The organism is Paenibacillus tianmuensis, assembly GCF_900100345.1.
In the GTDB taxonomy this organism is placed as follows: domain Bacteria; phylum Bacillota; class Bacilli; order Paenibacillales; family NBRC-103111; genus Paenibacillus_G; species Paenibacillus_G tianmuensis.
Genome location: NZ_FMTT01000002.1, coordinates 199,204 through 221,671, shown reverse-complemented (window position 1 = coordinate 221,671; position 22,468 = coordinate 199,204). Strand labels below are relative to the sequence as shown.

General features: G+C 51.2%; 23 protein-coding genes. 11 read left to right on the top strand and 12 right to left on the bottom strand.

What is annotated here, in order from left to right; genetic code table 11:
• Position 1: 1 nt before the first annotated feature.
• Genes BLO51_RS02710 through BLO51_RS02690 form a run of 5 tightly spaced genes read right to left on the bottom strand, consistent with a single transcriptional unit; the run spans position 2 to position 5,837 of the window.
• On the bottom strand, positions 2–298 hold the full coding sequence (locus BLO51_RS02710; RefSeq protein ID WP_090666589.1) for a malonate decarboxylase subunit delta: 297 nt from the start codon (positions 296–298) through the stop codon (positions 2–4).
• Positions 286–1,188, bottom strand: a complete 903-nt coding sequence (locus tag BLO51_RS02705) for a triphosphoribosyl-dephospho-CoA synthase (protein WP_090666587.1) — start codon at positions 1,186–1,188, stop codon at positions 286–288. Before BLO51_RS02705 ends, BLO51_RS02710 begins: the two co-directional genes overlap by 13 nt.
• 1 nt (position 1,189) lies before the next feature.
• Positions 1,190–2,851, bottom strand: coding sequence for a malonate decarboxylase subunit alpha (mdcA, locus tag BLO51_RS02700; RefSeq protein ID WP_090666585.1), 1,662 nt, complete (start codon positions 2,849–2,851; stop codon positions 1,190–1,192).
• Between the two features lie 51 nt (positions 2,852–2,902).
• Entirely contained in the window at positions 2,903–4,438 is a 1,536-nt protein-coding gene (locus BLO51_RS02695; RefSeq protein ID WP_090666583.1) for an AbgT family transporter, read from the bottom strand.
• Positions 4,439–4,454: 16 nt separating this feature from the next.
• Positions 4,455–5,837: a M20/M25/M40 family metallo-hydrolase gene (locus BLO51_RS02690; RefSeq protein WP_342672323.1), complete on the bottom strand. Its 1,383-nt coding sequence runs from the start codon at positions 5,835–5,837 to the stop codon at positions 4,455–4,457.
• 138 nt (positions 5,838–5,975) lie between these two features.
• Here BLO51_RS02690 and BLO51_RS02685 point away from each other — a divergent pair, with 138 nt between their 5' ends.
• The 7 genes from BLO51_RS02685 (at position 5,976) to BLO51_RS02655 (ending at position 11,642) form a co-directional block, all read left to right on the top strand.
• A complete protein-coding gene (locus BLO51_RS02685; protein ID WP_090666581.1) occupies positions 5,976–6,845 on the top strand; it encodes a LysR family transcriptional regulator in 870 nt (289 codons plus the stop codon).
• Positions 6,846–7,112: 267 nt separating this feature from the next.
• Positions 7,113–8,027, top strand: a complete 915-nt coding sequence (locus BLO51_RS02680; RefSeq protein WP_090666579.1) for a YitT family protein — start codon at positions 7,113–7,115, stop codon at positions 8,025–8,027.
• Positions 8,028–8,050: 23 nt separating this feature from the next.
• Positions 8,051–8,734, top strand: coding sequence for a VOC family protein (locus BLO51_RS02675; protein WP_090666577.1), 684 nt, complete (start codon positions 8,051–8,053; stop codon positions 8,732–8,734).
• Between the two features lie 177 nt (positions 8,735–8,911).
• Positions 8,912–10,312 carry a M28 family peptidase gene (locus BLO51_RS02670; protein ID WP_167670084.1) on the top strand — a complete coding sequence of 467 codons (1,401 nt, stop codon included), beginning with the start codon at positions 8,912–8,914 and terminating at the stop codon, positions 10,310–10,312.
• 149 nt (positions 10,313–10,461) lie between these two features.
• A complete protein-coding gene (locus tag BLO51_RS02665; RefSeq protein WP_090666573.1) occupies positions 10,462–10,728 on the top strand; it encodes a GNAT family N-acetyltransferase in 267 nt (88 codons plus the stop codon).
• Positions 10,725–11,129 (top strand): hypothetical protein, encoded by a 405-nt coding sequence (locus BLO51_RS02660; RefSeq protein ID WP_090666571.1) that lies wholly within the window; start codon positions 10,725–10,727, stop codon positions 11,127–11,129. The genes BLO51_RS02665 and BLO51_RS02660 overlap by 4 nt, the downstream gene beginning before the upstream one ends.
• 132 nt (positions 11,130–11,261) lie before the next feature.
• Positions 11,262–11,642: a VOC family protein gene (locus tag BLO51_RS02655; protein ID WP_090666569.1), complete on the top strand. Its 381-nt coding sequence runs from the start codon at positions 11,262–11,264 to the stop codon at positions 11,640–11,642.
• Between the two features lie 84 nt (positions 11,643–11,726).
• Here BLO51_RS02655 and BLO51_RS02650 read toward each other — a convergent pair whose 3' ends face one another.
• Positions 11,727–13,205 carry an Lsa family ABC-F type ribosomal protection protein gene (locus BLO51_RS02650; RefSeq protein WP_090666566.1) on the bottom strand — a complete coding sequence of 493 codons (1,479 nt, stop codon included), beginning with the start codon at positions 13,203–13,205 and terminating at the stop codon, positions 11,727–11,729.
• Positions 13,206–13,603: 398 nt separating this feature from the next.
• Here BLO51_RS02650 and BLO51_RS02645 point away from each other — a divergent pair, with 398 nt between their 5' ends.
• Both BLO51_RS02645 and BLO51_RS02640 read left to right on the top strand, forming a co-directional pair.
• Positions 13,604–14,848: an MFS transporter gene (locus BLO51_RS02645; protein ID WP_090666564.1), complete on the top strand. Its 1,245-nt coding sequence runs from the start codon at positions 13,604–13,606 to the stop codon at positions 14,846–14,848.
• 61 nt (positions 14,849–14,909) lie between these two features.
• Entirely contained in the window at positions 14,910–15,812 is a 903-nt protein-coding gene (locus BLO51_RS02640; RefSeq protein WP_167670083.1) for a TetR/AcrR family transcriptional regulator, read from the top strand.
• 62 nt (positions 15,813–15,874) lie between these two features.
• Here BLO51_RS02640 and BLO51_RS02635 read toward each other — a convergent pair whose 3' ends face one another.
• From BLO51_RS02635 to BLO51_RS02610, 6 genes are all read right to left on the bottom strand, one after another.
• Positions 15,875–16,588: an ABC transporter ATP-binding protein gene (locus BLO51_RS02635; RefSeq protein ID WP_090666559.1), complete on the bottom strand. Its 714-nt coding sequence runs from the start codon at positions 16,586–16,588 to the stop codon at positions 15,875–15,877.
• The gene (locus BLO51_RS02630) at positions 16,581–17,402 is read right to left on the bottom strand and encodes an ABC transporter permease subunit (RefSeq protein WP_090666557.1); all 822 of its coding nucleotides are present in this window, start codon (positions 17,400–17,402) and stop codon (positions 16,581–16,583) included. The genes BLO51_RS02635 and BLO51_RS02630 overlap by 8 nt, the downstream gene beginning before the upstream one ends.
• Positions 17,402–17,983 carry a nitrous oxide reductase accessory protein NosL gene (locus tag BLO51_RS02625; RefSeq protein ID WP_090666554.1) on the bottom strand — a complete coding sequence of 194 codons (582 nt, stop codon included), beginning with the start codon at positions 17,981–17,983 and terminating at the stop codon, positions 17,402–17,404. Before BLO51_RS02625 ends, BLO51_RS02630 begins: the two co-directional genes overlap by 1 nt.
• Complete coding sequence (locus BLO51_RS02620; RefSeq protein ID WP_090666552.1) at positions 17,980–19,338, bottom strand: right-handed parallel beta-helix repeat-containing protein; 1,359 nt, start codon at positions 19,336–19,338, stop codon at positions 17,980–17,982. Before BLO51_RS02620 ends, BLO51_RS02625 begins: the two co-directional genes overlap by 4 nt.
• Positions 19,335–19,715: a hypothetical protein gene (locus BLO51_RS02615; protein ID WP_090666550.1), complete on the bottom strand. Its 381-nt coding sequence runs from the start codon at positions 19,713–19,715 to the stop codon at positions 19,335–19,337. Before BLO51_RS02615 ends, BLO51_RS02620 begins: the two co-directional genes overlap by 4 nt.
• Before the next feature lie 127 nt (positions 19,716–19,842).
• A complete protein-coding gene (locus tag BLO51_RS02610; protein ID WP_090666548.1) occupies positions 19,843–20,196 on the bottom strand; it encodes a hypothetical protein in 354 nt (117 codons plus the stop codon).
• A gap of 237 nt (positions 20,197–20,433) precedes the next feature.
• Between BLO51_RS02610 and BLO51_RS02605 the strand changes: the two genes are divergently transcribed.
• Together BLO51_RS02605 and BLO51_RS02600 are read left to right on the top strand one after the other, a co-directional pair.
• Positions 20,434–21,429 (top strand): iron-hydroxamate ABC transporter substrate-binding protein, encoded by a 996-nt coding sequence (locus tag BLO51_RS02605; RefSeq protein ID WP_174551184.1) that lies wholly within the window; start codon positions 20,434–20,436, stop codon positions 21,427–21,429.
• A gap of 25 nt (positions 21,430–21,454) precedes the next feature.
• Positions 21,455–22,465 (top strand): FecCD family ABC transporter permease, encoded by a 1,011-nt coding sequence (locus BLO51_RS02600; RefSeq protein ID WP_090666546.1) that lies wholly within the window; start codon positions 21,455–21,457, stop codon positions 22,463–22,465.
• Positions 22,466–22,468: the final 3 nt, after the last annotated feature.

Here is a 22,468-nt window from a genome sequence, read left to right as displayed (position 1 = left end):
GTTATTCATCAATAAGCACCTCCACAGCTTGCGCCAATCGAAGCGATACGACGCCGGGTGTTGCTCCAAAGTCATTGATTTCAATGGACACAGCCAACTCGTAGACGGTAAAAAAGCGATCCAGTACCGCTTTCCACGTTTCCCCAAACCCATTCGACCGAGTACGAATCACCACATAGGCCCGTCGCTCTTGACAAGGCTCAATCAAGATTTCCAAGTCTCCGGAACCGGCCACTCCGACGTGTGCACGCCGCGACACTTTTTGTTTAGCGTTATATTCAAACGTCAATTGTTCCATCCAAAGGCACCTCCTATTGCAACCTTATATCGATTAGATCTGTACATCGAGAGATCATCTAAAAACAATGTGGCGGCGAGAAGATCGGCGCTTCCGCCAGGCGAAGCATTCCGGGCGATCAGACCCGTATCTAACTGTCGAAGGGCATTCCATCCTTCTTCGGTGGACGTTCCGCCTAATACAAGAACATGGCGAGCGCCTTGTTTTGTAAAATGGAGCGCTTCCCTACCGCCCCGGTGCAGCAGGCAAGTGTCATCTAGACTGGCTATAATCGCAAGCAGAGCATCCAATTTGGCTTGGCTCTCGGATACGCCGCGATGACGGGATGACTGCAACGTCGGCAATCCGATACGAATCACGTGCGGGAATCCCTGTTGTGCCTCTCCGGTGGCGCCGGAAACCTTATACTGCTGCCGAACTCGTATTCCATTTGTAGTTCTAGCGGGAGCATACCGGTCCGGATAACGCGCAATCTCTCCGGCAAGTGCTGCAATCTCTTTCGGAGAGGCAGGGGGTCCATGGATTGCGGCGCCAGCGGTCAATAGACCAAGTGCCCAAATGGCCCCGCGGTGCGTATTCGTTCCTCCCGTTGCTTGCAACATCACTTCTTCGCCGTCACGGCCAATCCGCGCTAATTGCTCGCGCAGCTCTTGATTCGGCTTCCTTCGAAAGGCAACGCGCGCCATCTCCGCAAATGTTTCATGCAAGGCTTGAGCGGATCGCCGCATGAGATCAATATGCAAGTCCGTATGGGCTCCTGTCGTTTCCATGTCGACCAAGCCAGGCTTCGGGGTAAGCTCTGCTTCGTCGATCAGTGCTTTTGTGACTAAATCAGCGAGCCATGTGCTGCACGAATCAGCATTCGTCCATGGAACAGAATATTCGATCATCTTACCAACTCCGGAATTTCGCCGGTGGTTTGTAGAGTCCTCCCGACCATTCGACTAAATCCTCTACGCTTTTTGCTGCCAACAGAGAACGCTTCGCATCCGTGCGACGGATACCAAGGTCTTCCGGAAACGCGACTAAACCATCGCTGCGGAGCTGGTCGTTTAAGGACAGGTCATGATAACGACCAAGGGAAGAGACTCCGGCAACAGCCGCAATCGCTAATTTACGTTCTTCGAGGTCGCGTGCTTTATAGAGATAGGCGACTCCTTCTTCAGTTACAACATGAGTTACATCGTCCCCATAGATCATAACCGGTGCGATGGGCATATTGGCATCAAGCCCAACCTCTACGGCGTCCAAAGATTCAACGAACGTGGGTTGGTCGCCTTTTTGGAACGTTTCAGCCATTTGGACCACGAGTTTTTTTCCTCTCACGATCGTTCCTTCCTCAGAGATCATATTCAGCCAAGCCGGAGTTGCGTGGCGTCGTCCACGAGGATCATGGCCCATATTAGGGGCGCCGCCGAAGCCGGTCAGTCGACCGGACGTCACGGTTGAGGAATTTCCGACAGCGTCCATTTGGAGCGTGGAGCCAATAAATAGATCCACTCCATATTGACCGGCCATTTGCGAATAGGCGCGGTTCGAGCGCAAGCTGCCGTCCGAACCTGTGAAAAAAACATCGGGACGTGCAGCCGTATACGCCTCCATTCCTACCTCCCCGCCAAAACAGTGAATGCTTTCCACCCATCCGCTCTCAATAGCCGGAATCATCGTAGGGTGAGGATTAAGAGCCCAATGTTTGCATATCTTCCCGCGAAGACCGAGCTTTTCGCCGTACGTCGGCAATAGTAATTCAATCGCGGCTGTATTAAATCCAACGCCATGATTCAGCGATTGTACCTCATGACGCTCGTATACGCCTCTAATGGCGATCATGGCCATCAAAATTTGCGTTTCTGTGATCAAGCGAGGATCTCTGGTGAACAAAGCCTCCAATTGATAAGGCTCGTCCGCTTGGACAACAATATCCACCCAGGATGCGGGAATATCCACACGCGGTAGACGGTCAACCATTTCGTTGACCTGTACAATGACGATGCCGTTGCGAAACGCCGTCGCTTCAACGATCGTTGGCGTCTCCTCTGTGTTCGGACCGGTATACAGATTTCCTTCCGCATCCGCTTTGTCAGCGGCGACGAGGGCGACATTGGGGATGAGGTCGACAAACATCCGTGCATATAACTCCAAGTACGTATGAATAGACCCGATCTCAATCTGCCCATCCTCGAGCATTTGTGAGATACGAAGGCTTTGTGGACCGGAATAAGCAAAATCGACTTTTCTTGCGATCCCTTTTTCGAAGAGATCAAGGTGTTCCGGACGGGAAATGCTGGACATGATCATGTGCAGACGGTTTACTTTATTCGGGTCCGCCATCGCTAGAGCACGAGATAAAAATGTAGCCTGTTTCTGATTGTTGCCTTCCAAAACCACTTGATCGCCAGGCGCCAGTATAGACTCCAGGGCGTTGACGATGCGATCTGTAGGAAGTACGCGTCCCTTCATAAAACATTTGATTTTCTCCAAGCGGCTATTCTTCTGATCACGACGTGTCGTCCATGATCTTCCAGTTACTTGATCTATTGCTTGCCGGTTCATAACGTCGCACCCTTCCTTTTTCAATATAAATGTGTTGTTTCTTCGGAAGTCTTATTTAAGGTACATGGTAACGCCTGGTCCTACAGGGATTCCCAATAGCCCAAATAGGCAGAGCATGATAATCCATATAACAAGGAAAGCGACAGTGTAAGGAAAAATTAACGAGATATGCGTCCCCAAACCCGCTTTCTTGTCATATCGCGCTAAGAAGCCGAGCATAACGGCTACAAAAGGGTTGAGCGGGGTAATCATATTCGTTGCGGAATCCGCAACTCGATAAGCCACTTGGATAAAAGCGGGATGAAAGTTTAGCAGCATCAGCATGGGAACAAAGATTGGCGCAAGCACCGACCATAGCGCAGATCCGCTAGTAATAAGCAAAGCCATGATGACGGCTACGAATGTAAAGAGCAGTATTGCCGGGAAGCCTACCAAATGAACCGCTTTCAACATTTCGGAGCCGCTAACCGCAATCCACATGGTCAAATTGCTCCAGTTCAGATAAGCGATAAACTGTGCAATAATAAAGGCCAACACGATAAAGCCGGACATATCTTTTATCGAGTCTGACATGAACTTGACTACATCGGCTGTGCAAGTAACCTTTTTCGTAGTAATTCCGTAAGCTAAACCCGTAACAATGAAGAAACACAAAATAATGGGGATAATCCCTTCCATAAATGGAGATGTTAGAATTCCTCCATCCTCTCCTCTCAGAGGGGAATGAGGAATAAAAAGGACAGTAGCAAGGAAGCCAATATAGATCAATGCTGCAACCATAGCATTTCGAAGCGCTTTATTCACTAAGGGGCTGAGTTCAATCATTTGTGGTTCCGAATTTTCTCCTTGATAGGTTCCGAGCCGTGGTTCCACAATCCGTTCCGTAATAAATGCCCCGGCGATCGTGAGCACAAAGACCGAAAGGGACATGAAATACCAGTTGTCTATAGGCGTTACTTGAACGTTGGGGTTAACCGCTTGCGCTACTTCGGTGGTAATACCCGATAAAAGCACATCGGTACCGGCTATAAAGATGTTTGCTGTAAAACCGCAGCCCACCCCCGCTATACCTGTAACAAGACCGGCAACAGGATGCCTTCCGAACGACCGGAATACCATCGCTGCTAACGGTGGAATAATGACATAAGCGGCATCTGAAGCCAAGTGGCCGATAAACGCGGCAAACAATACTCCATACGTTATGGCCGCTTTCGGCGCATTTAAAAGTACTTTTTTGATGGTGGCTTCAAACAATCCAACCTTATCGGCTAACCCGATACCGAGTACCATGACCAAAACCAATCCTAAGGGCTTGAACTTTACAAAATTATCGACCGTCGATTCCAAAATATAATGAACACCCTCGGTGGAGAGTAAACTTTTGATATGAAGCTCCTTCCCCGTACCGGGATGAACTGAACTTAATCCCAAATAACTGCCAATCCATGAAGCAACCAGAACAAACAAGATTAAATATAGAAATACGGTAAAAGGGTGAGGGATACGATTCCCTGTACGTTCAATCCAGTTCAAAAATCGTATCAGCCCTTTAGGATCGTTTTGAATGATAGGCTGTGATTTAGCCATATTTCACGCTTCCTCCCTATATGGTAATCGATGTTCTCGAATGTTCTCCAAGCTTATGGATCACGTGACACGTACACTTTATCCCATTAAAAAAATGATCAATATTCAGATTTTCATTCGGAGAATGATTGGCTTCATCAAAATTGGCGTAAGGAACAACAATCGATGGCAAGCCTAATAGTTTTGTCCATACATAATCCGGCAAGCTGCCGCCTAAACTGGGTTGAATAATAGGTTCTAGTTGATAAGCCTCTCGAACGGCGCTTGTGACCACTTTGACCAATTCATGGTTCGAACTCGTTCGGGATGGATCAACAGCACCCATGAATTGCACGTCAATATCGGGTGCGTGCTTTTTGACATGACGAACAAACTTTTGATAAATATCTTCAGGATCTTGATCCGCGACTAAACGAATATCCATTTTCGCTGTAGCTTTTGAGGGGATAATGGTTTTAACCCCGTTCCCGCCATAACCGCTATGAAATCCGGAGATATTGAAAGTCGGTTCAAACATGAGTCGGCGATAATAGGTTTCTCCATCCAAAGCCAAATCCTTGTATCCGATTTTTTCGGAAATTTCATCCCGATTATAAGGGATCTCCTTCAGAAGCCGAAGCTCAAATTCGGTAGGTTGACGTATATTGTCATAAAAACCCTCAATTAATACACGTTCGTTGCCATCCCGCAGGGTGTGAAATAAATCGATAAGTTTCCAGACAGGGTTAGGAACGATATTTCCTTTGTTTCCCGAATGATTATCCCAGTCAGCCCCTGCCGCGGTTAACTGTACCTTGAGGTTCCCTCTAACTCCTAATAAGATTAAGGGATTTCCGCTCTCATGAGATGGCCCATCCGACGTGTAGACCAGATCTGCCTTTAAAAGCTCTTTATTTTCTTGGACAAAGGAAGGAAGGTTGACGCTGCTTCGCTCTTCTTCTCCCTCGAATACAAATTTCACATTGATCGGAAGCTCGCCATAGGCGTCCAAATAAGTCTTGACTGCGAGAACTTGAGCCATAAGCTGGCCTTTGTTATCCCCTGCGCCTCGGCAGTAAATTTTCCCATCCCGAATCGTAGGTTCAAAAGGCGGGGACAACCACTCTTCGAGGGGGTCCGGTGGCTGGACATCATAATGACCATAGATAAGTAAAGTGAATGCGCTTTCATTTTTGAGGAGCTGACCATATACGACAGGATTTCCTTTCGTTTCGATTAAACGAGTTTGAATCCCAATCTCCTCCATGAATTCCCTTAACAGCTCGGCACATTCCACAATACCATCATTTTGGGTGCTGATGCTTTTTTGTCGCAGCAGCGTAAACAGTTGCGCTAAATATTGTTCTTTTCGGTCACAGATGATGGGTTCAATTTTCTCAAGACTTACTGCCATGTTCATTGTCCTTTCCCGGCTGTGTTTTCTCGCATTATCCATCCGCATAATCGTTTTTTTAAAATTATACCTTTACTAAATCGATGCAATCTAATATATATTTTTATATGATTTGATATAAAGTGTTATATAGGAGGGATGAAGATGGAGCTTTTGCAGCTAAAATATTTTCAAACCGTCGCCCGCCATGAACATATGACCCGGGCAGCAGAAGAATTGTGCATTGTCCAACCCGCTCTTAGTAAAATGATCTCCCTGTTAGAAAAGGAACTAGGCGTACAGCTTTTTGATCGGGTAGGAAAGCATATCAAGCTGAATCAGAATGGAAGCGTATTCTTAAAACATGTGGAGAAAGCTTTAAGCTCGTTAGAAGACGGTAAACGAGAGCTGGCCGACCTCAGTTTGGAGAAACACAAGTATATCGATCTTGCAATTCTTGTAGGTTCCCATATCTTGTCGGATATCCTGGTGGAATTTCGTAAAGAATACTCCAATATTAGATTTCATTTACTCCAGCATGTCTCCAGATCAGCCATTCAACCCAACTTTGACTTATGCATCTCTTCAGCGCCACTTGAACTCCAGAATATCCACAGTACACCCTTGGTAAATGAAGAAATATTTTTAGCTGTTCCATCCAATCATCGTTTGGCTGGACGTTCAAGCATCCAGCTGCAAGAGGTAGCAGATGAAGATTTTATTAGTTTAAGACCTGGTAAAAGTTTGAGAGGATTAACCGATGACTTTTGCAGGCTTGCCGGTTTTACTCCACGCATCGTCTTCGAAACGGATGATCCTGCTACCGTAAGCAGGCTGGTGAAAGCGGGCTTGGGGGTAGCCTTTATTCCTGGAGTTTCATGGGGCAGCACAACGGGATCTTCTGTTATTCTTTTGCATATTGAGGAGCCTATATGTCAACGAATCCTATGGTTATCCTGGGTAAGAGATCGCTATCTTACAGAATCCTCCCGAATTTTTCGGCAGTTTATGATTGATTACTTTTCCAAATTTTAATGAACATGCATTGACAAATAAATCAGTAAATTGATATTATAATTTATAAACATAAAAGTATATTAAGTTTATAAAATCCTTACAGGAAAGGAGTGGATGAAAACCGGCAGGAGTCTACCGGATTGCTGTGCTGCAAGAAAGTGTGAAAGCATTGCGGCGTAGGCGTTATACAGCGAATTCGCGTTGCCCTGCGCTCTTGCGAGGGTGTAGCATTCATGATAAAAAGATGAAGAACTACATCCAAGAGCAGGGAGTGTGCAAGGCAACATGAAATCGGATCGCGGCGCTTCCGGGTATGGCCGTGCGGCGGCCTTCGGAGTGCAGATGGCTTACTTGACAATCGGTTGCCTTCTGATGGCAATCAGCTATAACATGTTTCAGCATCCGTATCAGATTGCTGCGGGCGGTGTGACCGGCTTGTCCACCGTCCTCGAATATGTAACGGGCTTGAAGCCGGCGATCAGCCAATGGCTGATCAACGTGCCGCTGCTTCTGGCGGGCGCGGCGGTATTCGGCCGGGGATTTGCGGTTAAAACAGTATTGGGCTCCATCCTGCTGCCTTTGTGTATCTTGTTCACCGAAGGCGTGCCGTCGCTGACGGACAACATGCTGCTGGCCGCCATTTATGGCGGTATTGGGACCGGGCTCGGGTTGGGCTTGATTTTTAAAGGCAACGCCTCCTCCGGCGGGTTTACGATCGTGGCGCTGCTTCTGAACCGCAAGCTCGGCATCGGACTGGGAAAGGCGCTGCTAATCCTCGACTTTGCCGTTATTTTAATGGCTGCGATCGTCTTTTCGCCGGAGAAGGCGTTGTATGCATGGATCGGGTTGTTTTTAACCAAAAAGGCGCTGGAGCTGATTCACTCGGCCTCGGATTCCAAGGTAGCCTTTATCATTACGGATCAAACACGCGAAGAGACGCTGCGCGCCGCGATTTTGCTGGAATTGGACCGCGGCTTGACCCGGTTCACAAGCTGGGGCGGTTATACCGGGGAACCCCGCGGGGTCCTGATGGTCGTCCTGAGAAATGCCGACATTGCGCCGCTTAAGAGAATCGTCAGCACGGTAGATCCGCAAGCGTTCGTCATTCTAAGTGAAGCCAGCGAAGTGTATGGACAAGGGTTCCACAGCTATCCCTTGGTTCCGCGGGCAGGAAGGGACGCGTCGAAAGTCTTCTCGTGACCCATCGCGAAGGAGAGATCGAGATGAAAATACGCGAGGTTATTTTGCACTCCTCCAATAACGAGGCGACAAAACAGTTCTATTGCGATACGCTACAGCTTCCCATACTTGAAGAGAATGCGGATTCGCTGGTGATTCAGGCGGGCGAGTCCAAGCTTACCTTTGTTGCGGATGACCGGGAGCAGACCTACTACCACATCGCCTTCACGATTCCCGACAATAAAGCGGACGAAGCGCTGGAGTGGGTACGCAGCAAAGGAATCGAGCCGATTGCCAAAAACGAAGCCGTACAATTTCCTTTTCCGAATTGGAATGCCACGGCCTTGTATTTCTACGATCCGGACGGAAATCTCGTGGAGTTGATCGCTCATCATTCCTTGAGCAATGCTACCAGCGCCCCTTTTTCGTCCAAAGATATTTTACGCATTAGCGAGATCGGGCTTCCGGTCGAGGATCTGCCGGCTGCCCTCCGGCAGCTGCATGAATCGTTTTCGCTTGAGAAGTGGAGCGGGGACGACCGGCAATTCGCCGCGGTCGGCAACGTGGAAGGTCTGCTGATCGTTATCGATCGCAAACGCCCTTGGTTCCCGGATGAGCGGATGCCCGGTATTTTTCCGACGACGGTTAAGCTTCAGACGGAACGTGCCGGTAGTATCAAGCTCGGACCTAAACCGTATCAGATCGAGAGCGTGAGCGGTCAGGCTTGATCGTTTAAATAAAATGAAATAGCGGTGAATTATTCAAAAGCGCAAGCCTCCCCGTAGTTACGGGAATATGGCTGCGCTTTTTTCATTCGTTCATTCCAAAATTGCATGCATATTTGAGTTGGCCGCCGCAATAAAGTAGAAGCGTATTACATTTTCAAAACAAAAAGGAGTGACATGATGAAAGGAATTATTTGGTCGCGTTTTCTTTTGGCAGCCAGTCTTTGCTGGGGAACGGGCGCAGGGCTCGCTGTAGCGGCTCCATCGGAGGCCGGACCCGAGGGCGCTGTCGTCCATGGCCCGGCTAATACCATCACCGTGAATGGAGACGCCATATTCAACCACGTTTCGCGCTTGGCCGTGTCTTCGAGGGTAGCGGGGACGCAAAATGAGTACAATGCGGTGCAGTACATCAAAGGCGAATTGGAGAAGTATGGCTACTCTGTCACCCTGCAGTCCTTTACCTTCCCCAAATATACCGCCCCAAGCAGCATTCAACTGACGATCGAAGGAGCGCAAGGATTCGTAAGCGAGCACCTTGCCCCGCAAGCACTCCAAAACACGCAAGGCGGCGAGGTCAGCGGCGAGGTTGTTGATGCGAAAAAAGGAGCGCAGCAGGATTTGAAAGGTCTGGAGCTTGAGGGAAAGATAGCTCTGATCGAAGCGGGCCAAATCGACAATAATGAAAAAATCGCCAACGCTGCGGATCAAGGCGCGGTGGCCGTCATTCTCTACGATCCTTCCTCCGATGCCCCGATTTCGGATACGCAATACAGCACGCTTTCCCTTCCAACCGTCAGCCTTTCGGGCAAAGACGCGCAAGATTTGAAGCAAAGGCTGGCGGCAAACGGCAGTCCCCGGGCAAGTCTCAGTGTTCAAGGTGTAGCCGCCATGGCGGCAACCTCCTACAACGTTGTGGCTACGCTAAGGCCCAATACGACGACAACGACCACGGATCTGGTTACGGTCGGCGCACATCACGACTCGGTGTCCGCAGGCCCCGGAGCCAACGACGACGCTTCCGGCGTGGGCGTTGTGCTGGAAATCGCGCGGGCCGTCGCGGGTACCCAGCGGGATTCCGAGGTCCGTTTTCTGACATTCGGCGCGGAAGAATACGGCTTATACGGCTCCCAAGCCTATGCCAGGTCGCTCAGCTCCACGGATATCGGCCGGTTTATCGGGCATTTTCAACTCGATATGGTAGGCAGCAAAAATTCGGGCAACTTGATTATGTACACGGTGAACGGACAGAAAAACGTAGTCACCGACTTGGGCGCGACCTTTGCCTCCAGATTATCCGGGGTCATTCCGTACGGGCGGTTCGGACGGAGCGATCATGTTCCTTTCTACCAGCGGGGAGTCGCCACCGCTTTGTACACCCATTCCCCAGCAGAGCCTGAATACCATTCCCGGTACGACACGATCGATAAAATCAGCAAGGACAAATTGGCCAACGTCGCAACGATTGTCGGCAACTCCGTGGCGGAGATCTTGTCGCCCACGACGCCGTCATTCAAACGATACAAGGATTTCTTTACGCCGGTGAACTATCCATTCGATCCGACTACGCCGGGGGTTTGATCCGCTTCACGGAGGACTGGGTTTAAACCCGGTCCTTTTTCTCGTTTCCGTCCAGCCGCCGCTAGCGTTATTTTTAGGAAGGAGGATGTGATACACTATTTGCTAAAGTGTAAAAGGAAAAATAGAACAGCGACAGGGGATGAGATGAAATGGACTTGCTTTACCGGAAGGCCGTGCCGCAGGATGGCCCAGAGATTGCCCGGTTATCCGGACAATTGGGTTACCCCGCCAGAGCGGAGCAAATCGAAGCAAGATTGGCTCCCATTCTGAATGTGGCCGATCATGTCGTAATCGTGGCGGAAGCGCAAAGCAAGCTCGTCGGCTGGATTCATGCGCATGGCCCATCAATTCTACAAGGGCGCAGGATTCGAAAATACGAAGACGCAGCAAGTTTTCCGAAAGGGGCTGTAGCATGAAAAAAGCAATAGCATTCGCCGCAGCCATGTTGCTTGCCGCAATCGTCGTTTACGCTGTGATCCGGCTCGAAATCGGGGGCCCGGAGCAGCAGCTCGTCCGCACCATTGAGAAAGAAGCGTTGAAGGCCCGGGAAGCGGGCACAGCGGTTTATTTGAAGGATCATACCGACTTCGCTTGGGACAAAGTGTACGTCTTTGGTGCCTATACCGACCCGCGAACCATCAATACCGCTGTAGGCTATAACTGGACCGATCAACATTTATCCTATGACGATGCCAACAAGATCATCGTTTTTTGCGATAAAGGCAAGGTGGTCCGGCATATCGTCTACTCAGGTTTGATGAGCAATAATTTATACGACCGGCCTTTGAGCCCGGAAGAAGCGGTAATTTGGCCGTAGGATGACGAGATTCCGGCGCGCAGACTGCCGCAACGATTAGAATCAGGACGCGTGCATGCTCGCGATGGGCTGCTTTTTGCATTAGGAGCATCGGATTTGGTAATTACTTATAATAAAGGAGCTGAACCATTGATGATTAGTCAAGTCGGTCAAATTATGTTGTATGTAAATAACCAAGATGAGGCACGGGATTTTTGGACGGAAAAAGTAGGATTTAAGGTCATTTCGGAAGAAAATAACGGCCAAGGCATGAGATGGATCGAAATTGCTCCTGCCAAGGGTGCAGAAACAAGCATCATTCTCCATAACAAGGAATTCGTTGCCAAAATGTCGCCCGGATTAAATCTCGGTACGCCTTCTTTGATGTTTTTTACGGAAAATCTCGATCAATTGTATAGCGACCTATCCAATAAAAATGTCAAAGTCGGAGAAATGGTAACGATGCCTTCCGGAAGAGTATTTAACTTTGCAGATGATGAAGACAATTACTTTGCGGTCATGGAAAAAAAGTAAACTCTAAAAATAAAAGGCAGCGGCAGCTTCGGACGCGAAAATAACGTCCCGGACTGCCGCTGCCTCTATTCATCTTGTGCCCATTTAGAGTTCAATGACCTTGGTAGCAATATTTTTGCAAAATTCGCTGTCATGCTCCACAAAAAGAAGGGTCGGGGAGTGCTCGATCAGCAGTTCCTCGATTTGCATGCGCGAAATCACATCGATAAAATTAAGCGGCTCATCCCAAATATGCAAATGAACCTTCTCGCAAAGACTTTTCGCCAGCAGCACTTTCTTCTTTTGACCGCCGCTATAGGCTGATATATCTTTGTCAAATTGAACTCTGGAAAAGTCAAGCTTTCTTAGAATCGATTTAAACAGGCTTTCATCAATCCCGCTGCTTCTGGCGTAATCCGTTAAGTTGCCGTGCAAATGTGAAGTATCCTGCGAAACGTACGATATTTTCAGTTGGCTTCCTTTTCTGAACGTGCCGGTATACGCGATATCCTCGCCGCAAATCAGCTTGATAATGCTTGATTTTCCGGAGCCATTCGCACCCGAGAGCGCAATCCGCTCGCCTTGCTCAATCGTAAAGCTGAGATCGGTGCAGACCCTCTTCTCCCCGTAGTAAATGGAAACATGGTCCAGTTCGGCGAGCTGGTTTTTATGATAAGCCAGCTGGGTAATCTTTAAGCTCTCGGAGCTTTCGATATTTTTCAAGAGCTTCGACTTTTCCTCGATCGAAGCCTGCTGTCGATGCTCCATGGATTTGGAGCGTTTCATCATTTTGGCGGCCTTGTGGCCGATATACCCTTTATCTACCTTGGAGCCGGAATTCGTTGTGCCGTTCTTCGTTTTTTCCACCTCGTCCGACCAGTGACTCGTTCGTTTGGACGCTTCTGACAAACGTTTTATGTCTTTTTTCAGCTTTTCGTTCTCGCCAAGCTCAAATTGATCTTGTCTCCGTTTATTTTCCCACCAATCGGAAAAATTGCCTTTTTGAATTTCGATGTCGGTTTTATTGATGGACAGGATATGGTCAACGCAGCGATCCAGGAATGACCTGTCGTGAGAGATGAGAATAAACCCGCTTTTGGTATTGAGATATTGACTGACAAGCTTTCTGGCGTCCATGTCCAGATGATTGGTCGGCTCGTCAATCAACAAAAAGCTGTTTTCCTTAAGAAACAGGGCAGCCAGTAATACTTTCGTTTGCTCCCCATTGGACAATGAAGCAAAGGGCCGATATAGAACATCCTCCGACACCTTGAGCAATGAAAGCTCGCGCATCAATTCCCAGTGAAGGTAATCCGGGTAGATGTCGCCGATAACATCCATTGTGTTATGTTCCTTGTTCTCCACATGGAATGGAAAATACTCGAAGCTGACCTTGGCCGAAATAGTTCCGCTGTATTCATACTTCCCGAGCAATAGGTTGAGGAATGTGGTCTTGCCTCTGCCGTTCCTTCCCGTAAATCCCAATTTCCAATCGGTATCGATTTGAAAGCTTATGTTCTCGAATAAGTTATCGTAACTGCCGTCATAGGCAAACGTCAGGTTTGTCACGCTGATTAATGACATAGAATAGATCCTCCTGTATAAAAATATAAAAGCTGCAAGAAAGTTACTTTCTTGCAGCTCAAATAAATACAGCGAATCCAACCCGATGCCGAGTTAGATAAGGAAATATTGTTTGAGCGAAAAGATATCGTAACTTTCTTGCATATAAATAATAAAACATGCGTTCGTATCGCTTTTTTGTTTTATTATTTTATATTTCTTAGCAAGAAAAGTTTTACATGATATCTTTTCAGCTCCCATCATTAATTTAGAGCCATCATATCATACCCGTTTTTTAATTTCAACAAGTTGACTTAACGGAGTGGGGAAGGATATAATCTCGAAATAACCACGTAGTCATTTATAGAACCAATTGGTCAATTGGTAAGGAATTGAAATCTGCAAGAGAGGTGAAAGTTATGACCAAAACCAGATCAAATTGGGGACCGCTCGTCATTTTGATGGTGAACATGTTCATTACGATGGTGGGAATGGGACTGATCATCCCCATTTTACCTAAATTCATGATGGAATTAGGGGCAACCGGCCGGGAAATGGGTTACCTTATCGCGGCTATGGGGGTGACGCAGCTCATATTTTCCCCTATTGGCGGCGAAATGTCCGATAAATACGGGCGTAAATTCATGATTGTCTTGGGGATCGGGGTGTTTACCTTGTCCCAGCTGCTGTTCGGGCTGGCCGATCAGATGTGGCTGCTTTACGTGTCCAGAATGCTTAGCGGAATCGGGGCGGCGCTCCTGACACCGGCGATGATGGCCTATGTGGCTGACATTACGGTGGAGGAAGAACGCGGAAAAGGGCTGGGCTTGTTCAGCGCTTCGATGTCGCTCGGCATCGTGATCGGGCCGGGCATCGGCGGATTTCTGGCCGAATATGGGCTGCGGGTTCCGTTCTATGTGGCGGCGGCCGTAGCCGGCGTGTCGGTGCTGCTGTCCCTGCTGTTTCTGCCGGAAACCCAAAGCCGGGAAGCGAGGCATTTGGCCCGGACGTCGGAGAAGAAGCGGGAAAATCTGCTCAAGCAAATGCTTAGCTCGTTTCGTGCGCCGTACTTCATGCTGCTACTGCTTGTATTCATGATGACGTTCGGCCTGATGGGTTTTGAATCCGTGATTAGTTTATATGTGACCGAGAAGCACGGATTTACGCCGAAGGATATCTCGCTGATGATTACGCTTGGCGCGCTGGCAGGGGTTTTTACCCAAGCCGTTCTTTTCGAAAGGCTGCTGCGGAGGTTTAGCGAGCGTCAAATTCTTATGGCTATGTTTCTGCTTGCCGCCGTCATGATGCTGGCGGTCTTAGCGGCGAAGACGTACGTTGCCATTTTTGCCGTTACCATTCTGTTTTTCGTCGCTACGACGCTGATCCGGCCAGCCGTCAATACGCTGTTGTCCAAGATGGCTGGAAACGAGCAGGGATTCGTCGCGGGGATGAACAACGCCTACATGAGCTTGGGGACGATTGCGGGACCGGCCATTGCCGGCGTACTGTTCGACGTTAACGTCAATTACCCTTATGTGCTCGGAGCGGCCTTCATGGTGGCAAGCATGGTCATGGTGATCCGCTGGAAGGAGAGCCCGGGTCTTCGCAAGCAGGCAGGGATTCCCGCTCAGGTAAAAGAAGGCGCCGCAGCTGCCCGGGAATAGACGGAGCTTTTCGCTATAGCGGAAACGAAGCAGACCATACAAGTTGCGGGGCGGTGTAATGGTGGAAGATAAGTGGAACGAGAAGAAGCGGCACATCCTGCTTGCTGCGATGAAGCTGTTCGCTGCGAACGGGTACATGCAGACGACGATGCAGGAAATCGCCGAAGCTTGCAAAATATCCAAAGGCAGTGTGTACCAGCAGTTTGCCTCCAAGGAGGAGCTGCTGCTGGATATTTTCAAATTTTTTAATAAGCGGGTGAACGACGGACTGCAGTTGGTGGAATGCGAACGGCATCTGAGCCCGAGGGAACGTCTGGAGCAGAAAATACTCGTCGAACGTCATCTGTGGGCCGAATATCCCGAATTTCTCACCATGCAAATGCGGGAAAACGGAGGCTTTGTAAGCCAGGAAATTGAGGATTACTTGAAGCGGATGAATACCGAAATACGGTTGAACTTTATCGACAGCCTTGTGGGCCTTTACGGGGAAGGCTACGCGCCTTATGCGCCGGAGGGCGCGCTGCTGCTGAGCAGTCTGATGTCGAGCTACTCGGGCTTGCAGCTGGTCGAGAAGATCACGCTGGGGCCGGAAGAGGTGTGCCGCCATATGATGCATATCGTCGATGCCGTAGCGGAACGCACGCTGCGGGAGAAGCCGAAGCCTTTTCTGAACGAAATCAATTGGCCGGGGCTGAGGGAGGTGTCCGCGAGAAGCACGAAGTCGGCTCATCCGCTCCTGCTCGTAAAGCGTTGCCGGGAACGGTTGGAACGGCTCTCCGAAGGGGAAGCTCGCAATGAGGCGCTCGATTCTCTGGCCGTGCTGGAGCAGGAGTTGGTGGAGATCCGTCCGCGCAAGGTCATCGTGCTTGGGATGCTGGCGAATTTGAAGCGTGTTTCGGAACTGGCCGATTCGCTGGCGGAGCTGGAGGCGGCGTGCAAGCAGGCGGGACTCGTTCGCGGATAAGACAGAAGCCTTGTTCTCTTCATGGAAAGAGGACAAGGCTTTCTTGTGATCCAAAGACTCGTTCAAGCCATAAATTCCGTAAACGCTCCGTCCAGTCCCTTCGGCCCGTAGTGCTCCCGGAACTCGTCGATGGAGCCCTGCCGTACCAATTCGCCGTTTCGCAGGAACATGGCCCGGTCAGCGACGGATTCGGCCACCTGCAGGTGATGCGTCGAGAAAATAACGGCGCGGCCTTCGCGTTTCACTTCTTCAATGAGATGCACGAACGATTGCAGCCAGTACGGATCGAGGCCGTTCGTCGGCTCGTCCAGCACGAGCAGAGGCGGGTCCCCGAGCAGCGCCTGCGCGAACAACAGCCGCTGCCGCATCCCTTTGGAGAAGGAGGTGACGGGCTTCTGCTGCACCTCGGCCAAGCCGACCTTGTGCAGCAGCTCCTGAACACGGGACGGCGGCACGCTGCGGAGCTTCGCCCAGAACGTGAGCGTCTCCCGGGCGGACAGCGCCTGCCCGAACACGTAGTCGTCGGGCATATAGCCGACGGAAGCGGCGTAGCGCATCCGGTCGGCGCGCCACTTAAGCCCGCACGCCTCGATGGAGCCTTCAGTTGGCTGCGAGCTGCCGACGATCATACGCAGCAGCGTGCTTTTGCCCGCTCCATTGCCGCCACACAGCGCCATCACCTGGCCGGGGTATAGCTCCAGATCGACGCCCTTGACGATCGGTTGTTTGTTGATTGTTTTGCGGACGTTCGTCAGCTTCAGCACCGGGTTAGCCACGCGACCGCCCCCTTTCCCAGAACAGAACGGCAGCGCCCAAACAACCGGCGATCCAGACGGCCGCGACGAGCAGGAACAGGAGGGTGCCGCCCGTCCCGCGAATCCACCCGATCCATTCGTAATATTCGGGCCCGAGCACGGACCCTCCGCTCAGCTTGACGACGATGAACAGCCGGACCAGCTCTGCCGGATTGAGCAGGGTGAGCGCGGCCAGCACCGGTTTGATCCACAGGTACGGCAGCAAGCCCAGTACGGCGACAAGCAGCGTCGGCCACCCGATGACGGTGAAGAACCAGATCGCCACCCCGTACGTCAGCGCTTGCCAGCGGTTTTTGGCGAGCGTGCCGACGATGGCGGCGACGGCCAAAAACAGCAGCACGATGCCGGCCGAGAAGGCCAGAAACAACGTGAAGGTTTTTACATCAAACGGCTTTCCGGTGAACTGCCCGACGACGCCGGTCAAGCCGTAGCCGAAGGCGACGATGACGAGCAGCACGGCGGCAATGCCCGCATATTTACCCAGCACGAACGCGGGCGTGCCGAGCGGATAAGCGGAGAGCAGCTGCCAGCCGCCTTCTTCCTTTTCCGCGGTCAGGGAGAAGGAGCCGAGCAGCAGCGTCATGAGCGGCAGCAGGTACAAGATCAGGTTCAGCATCGTGCCCGTGACGCTGGAATACCCTTCGACGACCCGACTGGAGTGAATCAGCAGCAGGGCCAGGCTGAATAAGGAAAAGAGCGCAAGGAACGAGTATGCCCACGGGTTGCGGAAGCCGATTCTCATCTCGCGAATCGCCACAGTCAGCATCGGTTTCATTAGTTCGCAACCTTCGGCTCTTCTTTCTTCGCTTCGCTGCCGCCATGACCGTCCTTCATGTCTTTCATCCCTTGCTTGCCTTCATCGCCGGGCTTGTGGTCGTCTTTCATATGCTTCATTTTATCCGAATTGCGTTCCCACGTATGGGAGCCCAGCTCGGAGCCTGTCATCAGCTTGCCCTTCCCGTTGTCCGAGATGAATTTCTCCGCCGTTGCTTTATCCTTGAACGAATAGATGCCGTAAGCCATCGGCGATTTGAACGATTTGTCGTACACATAGTAAGCTTTCTCCAGCTCGATCCATTCCTTCGAATGGTAATCCCGGACGAACGTCGCTCCGACCTGCTCGGTGCCGTTTTTCTTCTTCCACTCGTTGTAGCAGCCGATATCGTCGAACTTGAGCGATTTGCCATCCTTCAGGACCGTTTGCGTCGCGAACTGGTCGTCCTTCACCTGCATGCTGCACACGGCGCATTTGTCCGTCGCTTCGTTGATGGCCTGCGGCTCGTACTTTTTGGCTCCGCATGCCGACAGCACCAGAATGATCATGACAATGGCCAGGCTAAAAGTGAATTTTTTCATTTTCGTCGAACCCCCGTTACGAATATGGTTGTTACCGCGCTCCCCAGCAGGAGGAGGCTGATCACCAGCGTTCCCGTCGTTTCGAAAGCGCCCGGCGGACGGTCGGCGTCCGCTGCGTATGGCTTCATCGCCGGCGCGCGGTCGGTCGTCCAAGCTTGCTTGGACGAGGTCAGCATGCCCTCCAGAAACGCCATGCCCGGCGACTGGAAGAACAGCTGGAACGGCGGAGTCGTTTTCGTCATTTTTTGAAAAAAAGGATTGATCGCAAAGGGCATATCGCTGAACCCGTCTCCGTCCAGATCGATGCCTTGGAAGCTGTCCCAATAGTTGGCTTTCACGTCGTTATTCTGGCTATCCGTCGCTTCCGCCGGGATAACGTTGCCTTGAAAATCGTTGCCCTGAAACCGGTTGTTCTCGGATTCTTTGAGCTGCAGGCCCACGTAGTTCACGGTAACCCGGTTGCGTTCCAGCACGTTCTTCTGCGCTTGCTCGACGAAGATGCCGACGCGGTTGCCCTCCAGACGGTTGTCCGTGAACACGGAATCGCTCGCGTCGAACAGCAGCAGGCCTTGGGAGTTAACGTTCTCGCTCTGCTTAACGAACGTGTTGCTCGTTACCTCTACGCGATTGACGTTCATCACCATCGCTCCCGTGATGTTGCGCGCCCCGATATTGCTCCGGATCGACGAGTCGTTGACGTACATGAAATGCACCCCGTACCGGGATTCGTTCACCTCGTTCTGTTCTACCCGGATGCCGTTGCTGTTCTCGATGTAGATGGCGTCGTGCATGCCGATGACGGTATTGTTTGCGATCACGTTGTCATGGGAGGCGTACAGGTCGATGCCGTTGCCCTTCTCCGTCATCTTGACGTCCGGCCCCGCCCAACTTACAGTCGTACGGCTGATCTTGTTGCGGCTTGCGTCCCGCAGATGAATGCCGGAGGACACCGTCTCGATCCGCAGATTCTCCAGCGTGCTGTCGGCGCCGGAAAGCAGCACGGCGGCCGTAGTCTTGGCTCCCGTGTCCCGGATCGCCAGGCCCGCTAACGCGGAACGGTTGGCGCGGAGCTCGACCGCCGGCTGATCCGACTCGTTGACGATCCGCACGCCGTTCGCGCCTTCGATCCGAAGCGGCTTCGCGACGACGGCGGGTCCCCGGTAGGTTCCCTCCGCCAGCTTCAGCGTGCCGCCCGGCGGCGCTTCGTCAATGAGCTGCTGGAGCGGGATTTCCTTCCCGCTGCTTCCGCTGTTTGCGGCGAAGACCGCCGCGGACGGCAGGATCGCGAGCGAGAACGCCAGCAGCGCGGTTCGCAGGGCAGATGCGCGCGGCATCAGGCTGCGGATGCGGCTCATGAAGCGACCTCAATCTTCTTTTTCTTGGTAATGTGCAGGTCGCCGATGTACAGATGCACATAGACGGTGTACGTTCCCGGCTCTTTCAATTCTTTGTCCGCGGAGAACGCGAGTCCTTCCTGCTTCGCATTCAAATACGACAGCGTATCATTTTCGGACTTGCGAATGTCGAAGGACAGGGTGGCTTTGGTCGATTCAGGCACACCGCCTAACGTGGCGGTGAACTTGGTGACGGCGTTTGCCTTGGGCGGCGAAGGGTTGGTCGTCAGCGTGACCTCCACCTCCGACGGATCGACCGGACGCTCGGAGGAGCAGGCGGTTATCACAGCCGCCAGCAGCAGGCCAAGCAGGACCGTCAGCATTCGTTTACGATTCATCTCATCACTCCTTCACGAAACAGGCAAGCATCCTCATTGTATAGAACGGAAAGCAGGTTGCCCATAGCCCGGTAGGGCTATCGGGGGCGGTTTCCTGTGAAGATAAAATGAACTTTTTGGCAGATTTTTAATTCGGTCTAAAAAGTGAAAGCTCGTAAGTGTAAATAGAGAAATATACTTTGCTGCCATCATTTTTTTTGAATACAAATTCTGCCCCTTCACTTTCTCCCCCTGAATATTCCCACCCTGCAAGATGGAGTCGAATTTTATAACTTGTGGGGAAACCGTTTGTTTGTTGCAAATCATTTAATTTATAGATGTGCACGGCGCCTTTATCCGAAACGATTTTTTCTTTTAATATTGCCTTGCTAGGTATTGGAATACCGTCTTCGCTTTGTTGATACAAATAGAAAATAAACCAATAACAACATAAACAAGCGATAACTAGTGATAAAGATGCGAAAAGTAAGGTTTTTTTCATATAATCACCTATTTCGTGAAAATATTATTTAATAACGGAAGTATGGCCTCAAACGTGGTACTTTGTAAAGTTTTAATCACGTCATCCGAAGAACTAGGTCTACTGCAAAGCAATTGTTATCATTATTTTTTTCGGAAATTGTCCAAAGTGAATCAGGAAATTGTCCATGGTTTAAGCGAGGAGGGTCGTTTATAATCGAAAATGAGAATCATTATCAATGAAAGGGGATTTAGCAAGATGATGAAACGCAGATGGTCAGGAATAGGGGCTGCGGCGCTGCTTGCGCTTGCCTTGTCCGCTTGCGGCACGGCAGGTCAGGGGAAAGAGCAGCCGGCGGCTTCGTCGGGAACGGAGAAACCGGCGGCAACGGCCAAAGAAGCTGCGGCTCCGGCGACCAAAACGATCAAATATCTCGGCAAGGATTACACGGTTCCCGGCAAAACGGACCGAATCGTCATCAGCGGCGCGATGGAGGCGATGGAAGACGCGCTAGTGCTGGGCGTGAAGCCGATCGGCGCGATTACCGTAGGGGGCAAATTTCCGAAGATGTTCGAAAGCATCACGCAAGGCGTGGAAAGCACCGGCGAAAAAATGCAGCCGAATATCGAAGGCATTTTGAAAATGAAGCCGGACGTCATTCTGGGCTCTTCGAAGTTTCCGCCGGAAATGGCGGAAAAGCTGGCGAAAGTCGCGCCGACGTTCCCGGTTTCCCATATTTCGACGAACTGGGAAGCCAATCTGCTGCTGCTGGGCGAGTTGACCGGCAAACAAGAGCAGGCCAAGCAGGTGCTGCAAAAGTATAAGGAAGATGTGACAGCAGCCAAAGCGAAGCTCGGCGATCGCTTGAAAGACAAGAAGGTCGTCTCCCTGAGAGTCCGGACCGGCAACCTGTACATTTATCCCGAAGGCGTATTCTTCAACGCGTCGCTGTATGCCGATCTCGGCTTTACGGCGCCTCCGGAAGTGAAGGCCGCGAAGGCGCAGGAGCTCATCTCGATCGAGAAATTTAGCGAAATGAACCCGGATTACATTTTCCTGCAATTTTCCGAGGACGAAAACAAAGACAAGCCGAAGGCGCTGGAGGATCTGCAAAAAAATCCGATCTGGCAAAGCATAAATGCAGTGAAAAACGGCAAAGTATTCGTCAACGTCGTCGATCCGTTAGGGCAAGGCGGCACCTCGTGGAGCAAAATTCAATTCCTGAAAGCAGCTATGGAAAAGCTGGCCTCCTGATTCCAGGCAGGCGAGCCGACAAAGCATGAGACAAGCATACAAGCTTCACCCGGCGTGGATCTTATGGCTTTCGCCGGTTGCGATTGTCCTCTCGATCATTTTATCCGTCCGTTTCGGCTCCAAAACGATCGATGCAGACACGCTCTGGGAGGCGTTCGCAAGTTTCGACCCGGGCAACGTCAATCATCAAATCGTGATGCACTCCCGCGTCCCGCGCGCGGTCGGAGCGCTGCTCATCGGTGCTTTCCTGGCGATGTCGGGAGCGCTTATGCAGGGGATGACAAGGAACTACCTTGCATCCCCTTCGATCATGGGGGTGACCGACGGCTCGGTATTCGCCATTACGGTCTGCATGATCGCGCTGCCCGGCTCTTCTTCGATCGAAATGATCGTTTATTCGTTCATCGGCTCGGCGCTCGGCGTAGGGCTTGTCTTCGGACTGGCGTCGCTGCTGCCGGGCGGGATGTCTCCGGTCCGGCTGGCGATTACGGGCACCGTGATCGGAACGTTTCTCGGCAGCATGGCGACCGCGTTTTCGACGTATTTTCAGGTTTCGCAAAAAATCGGCTTTTGGTATAGCGCCCGACTGCATCAGATGGACCCGAATCTGATCAAGCTGGCGATTCCTTTTGCCGTGGTCGGGATCGTGCTTGCGCTGCTCATCTCGAAATCCGTTTCGATTCTTTCCTTAGGGGAGGAAGTGGCGGTCAGCCTCGGACAGCGGACGCTGATCGTTAAAGCGGTCGCGATGGCTGCCGTCATTTTGCTTACGGGCGTATCCGTGGCGCTGGCCGGCAAGATCGCCTTCGTCGGCTTGATCGTCCCGCATATTACCCGTTTTCTCGTCGGCCTCGATTATCGGTGGATCGTGCCATGCGCCGGTGTGCTGGGCGGGGTATTTCTTGCTTTGTGCGATGTCGCAAGCCGTTTCATGAACTACCCGTTCGAGATGCCGATCAGCGTCGTGACGTCCTTGATCGGGGTTCCTTTCTTTCTGTATCTGATCCGGAAGAAGGGAGGGGAGCAGCGTGCGTAATCT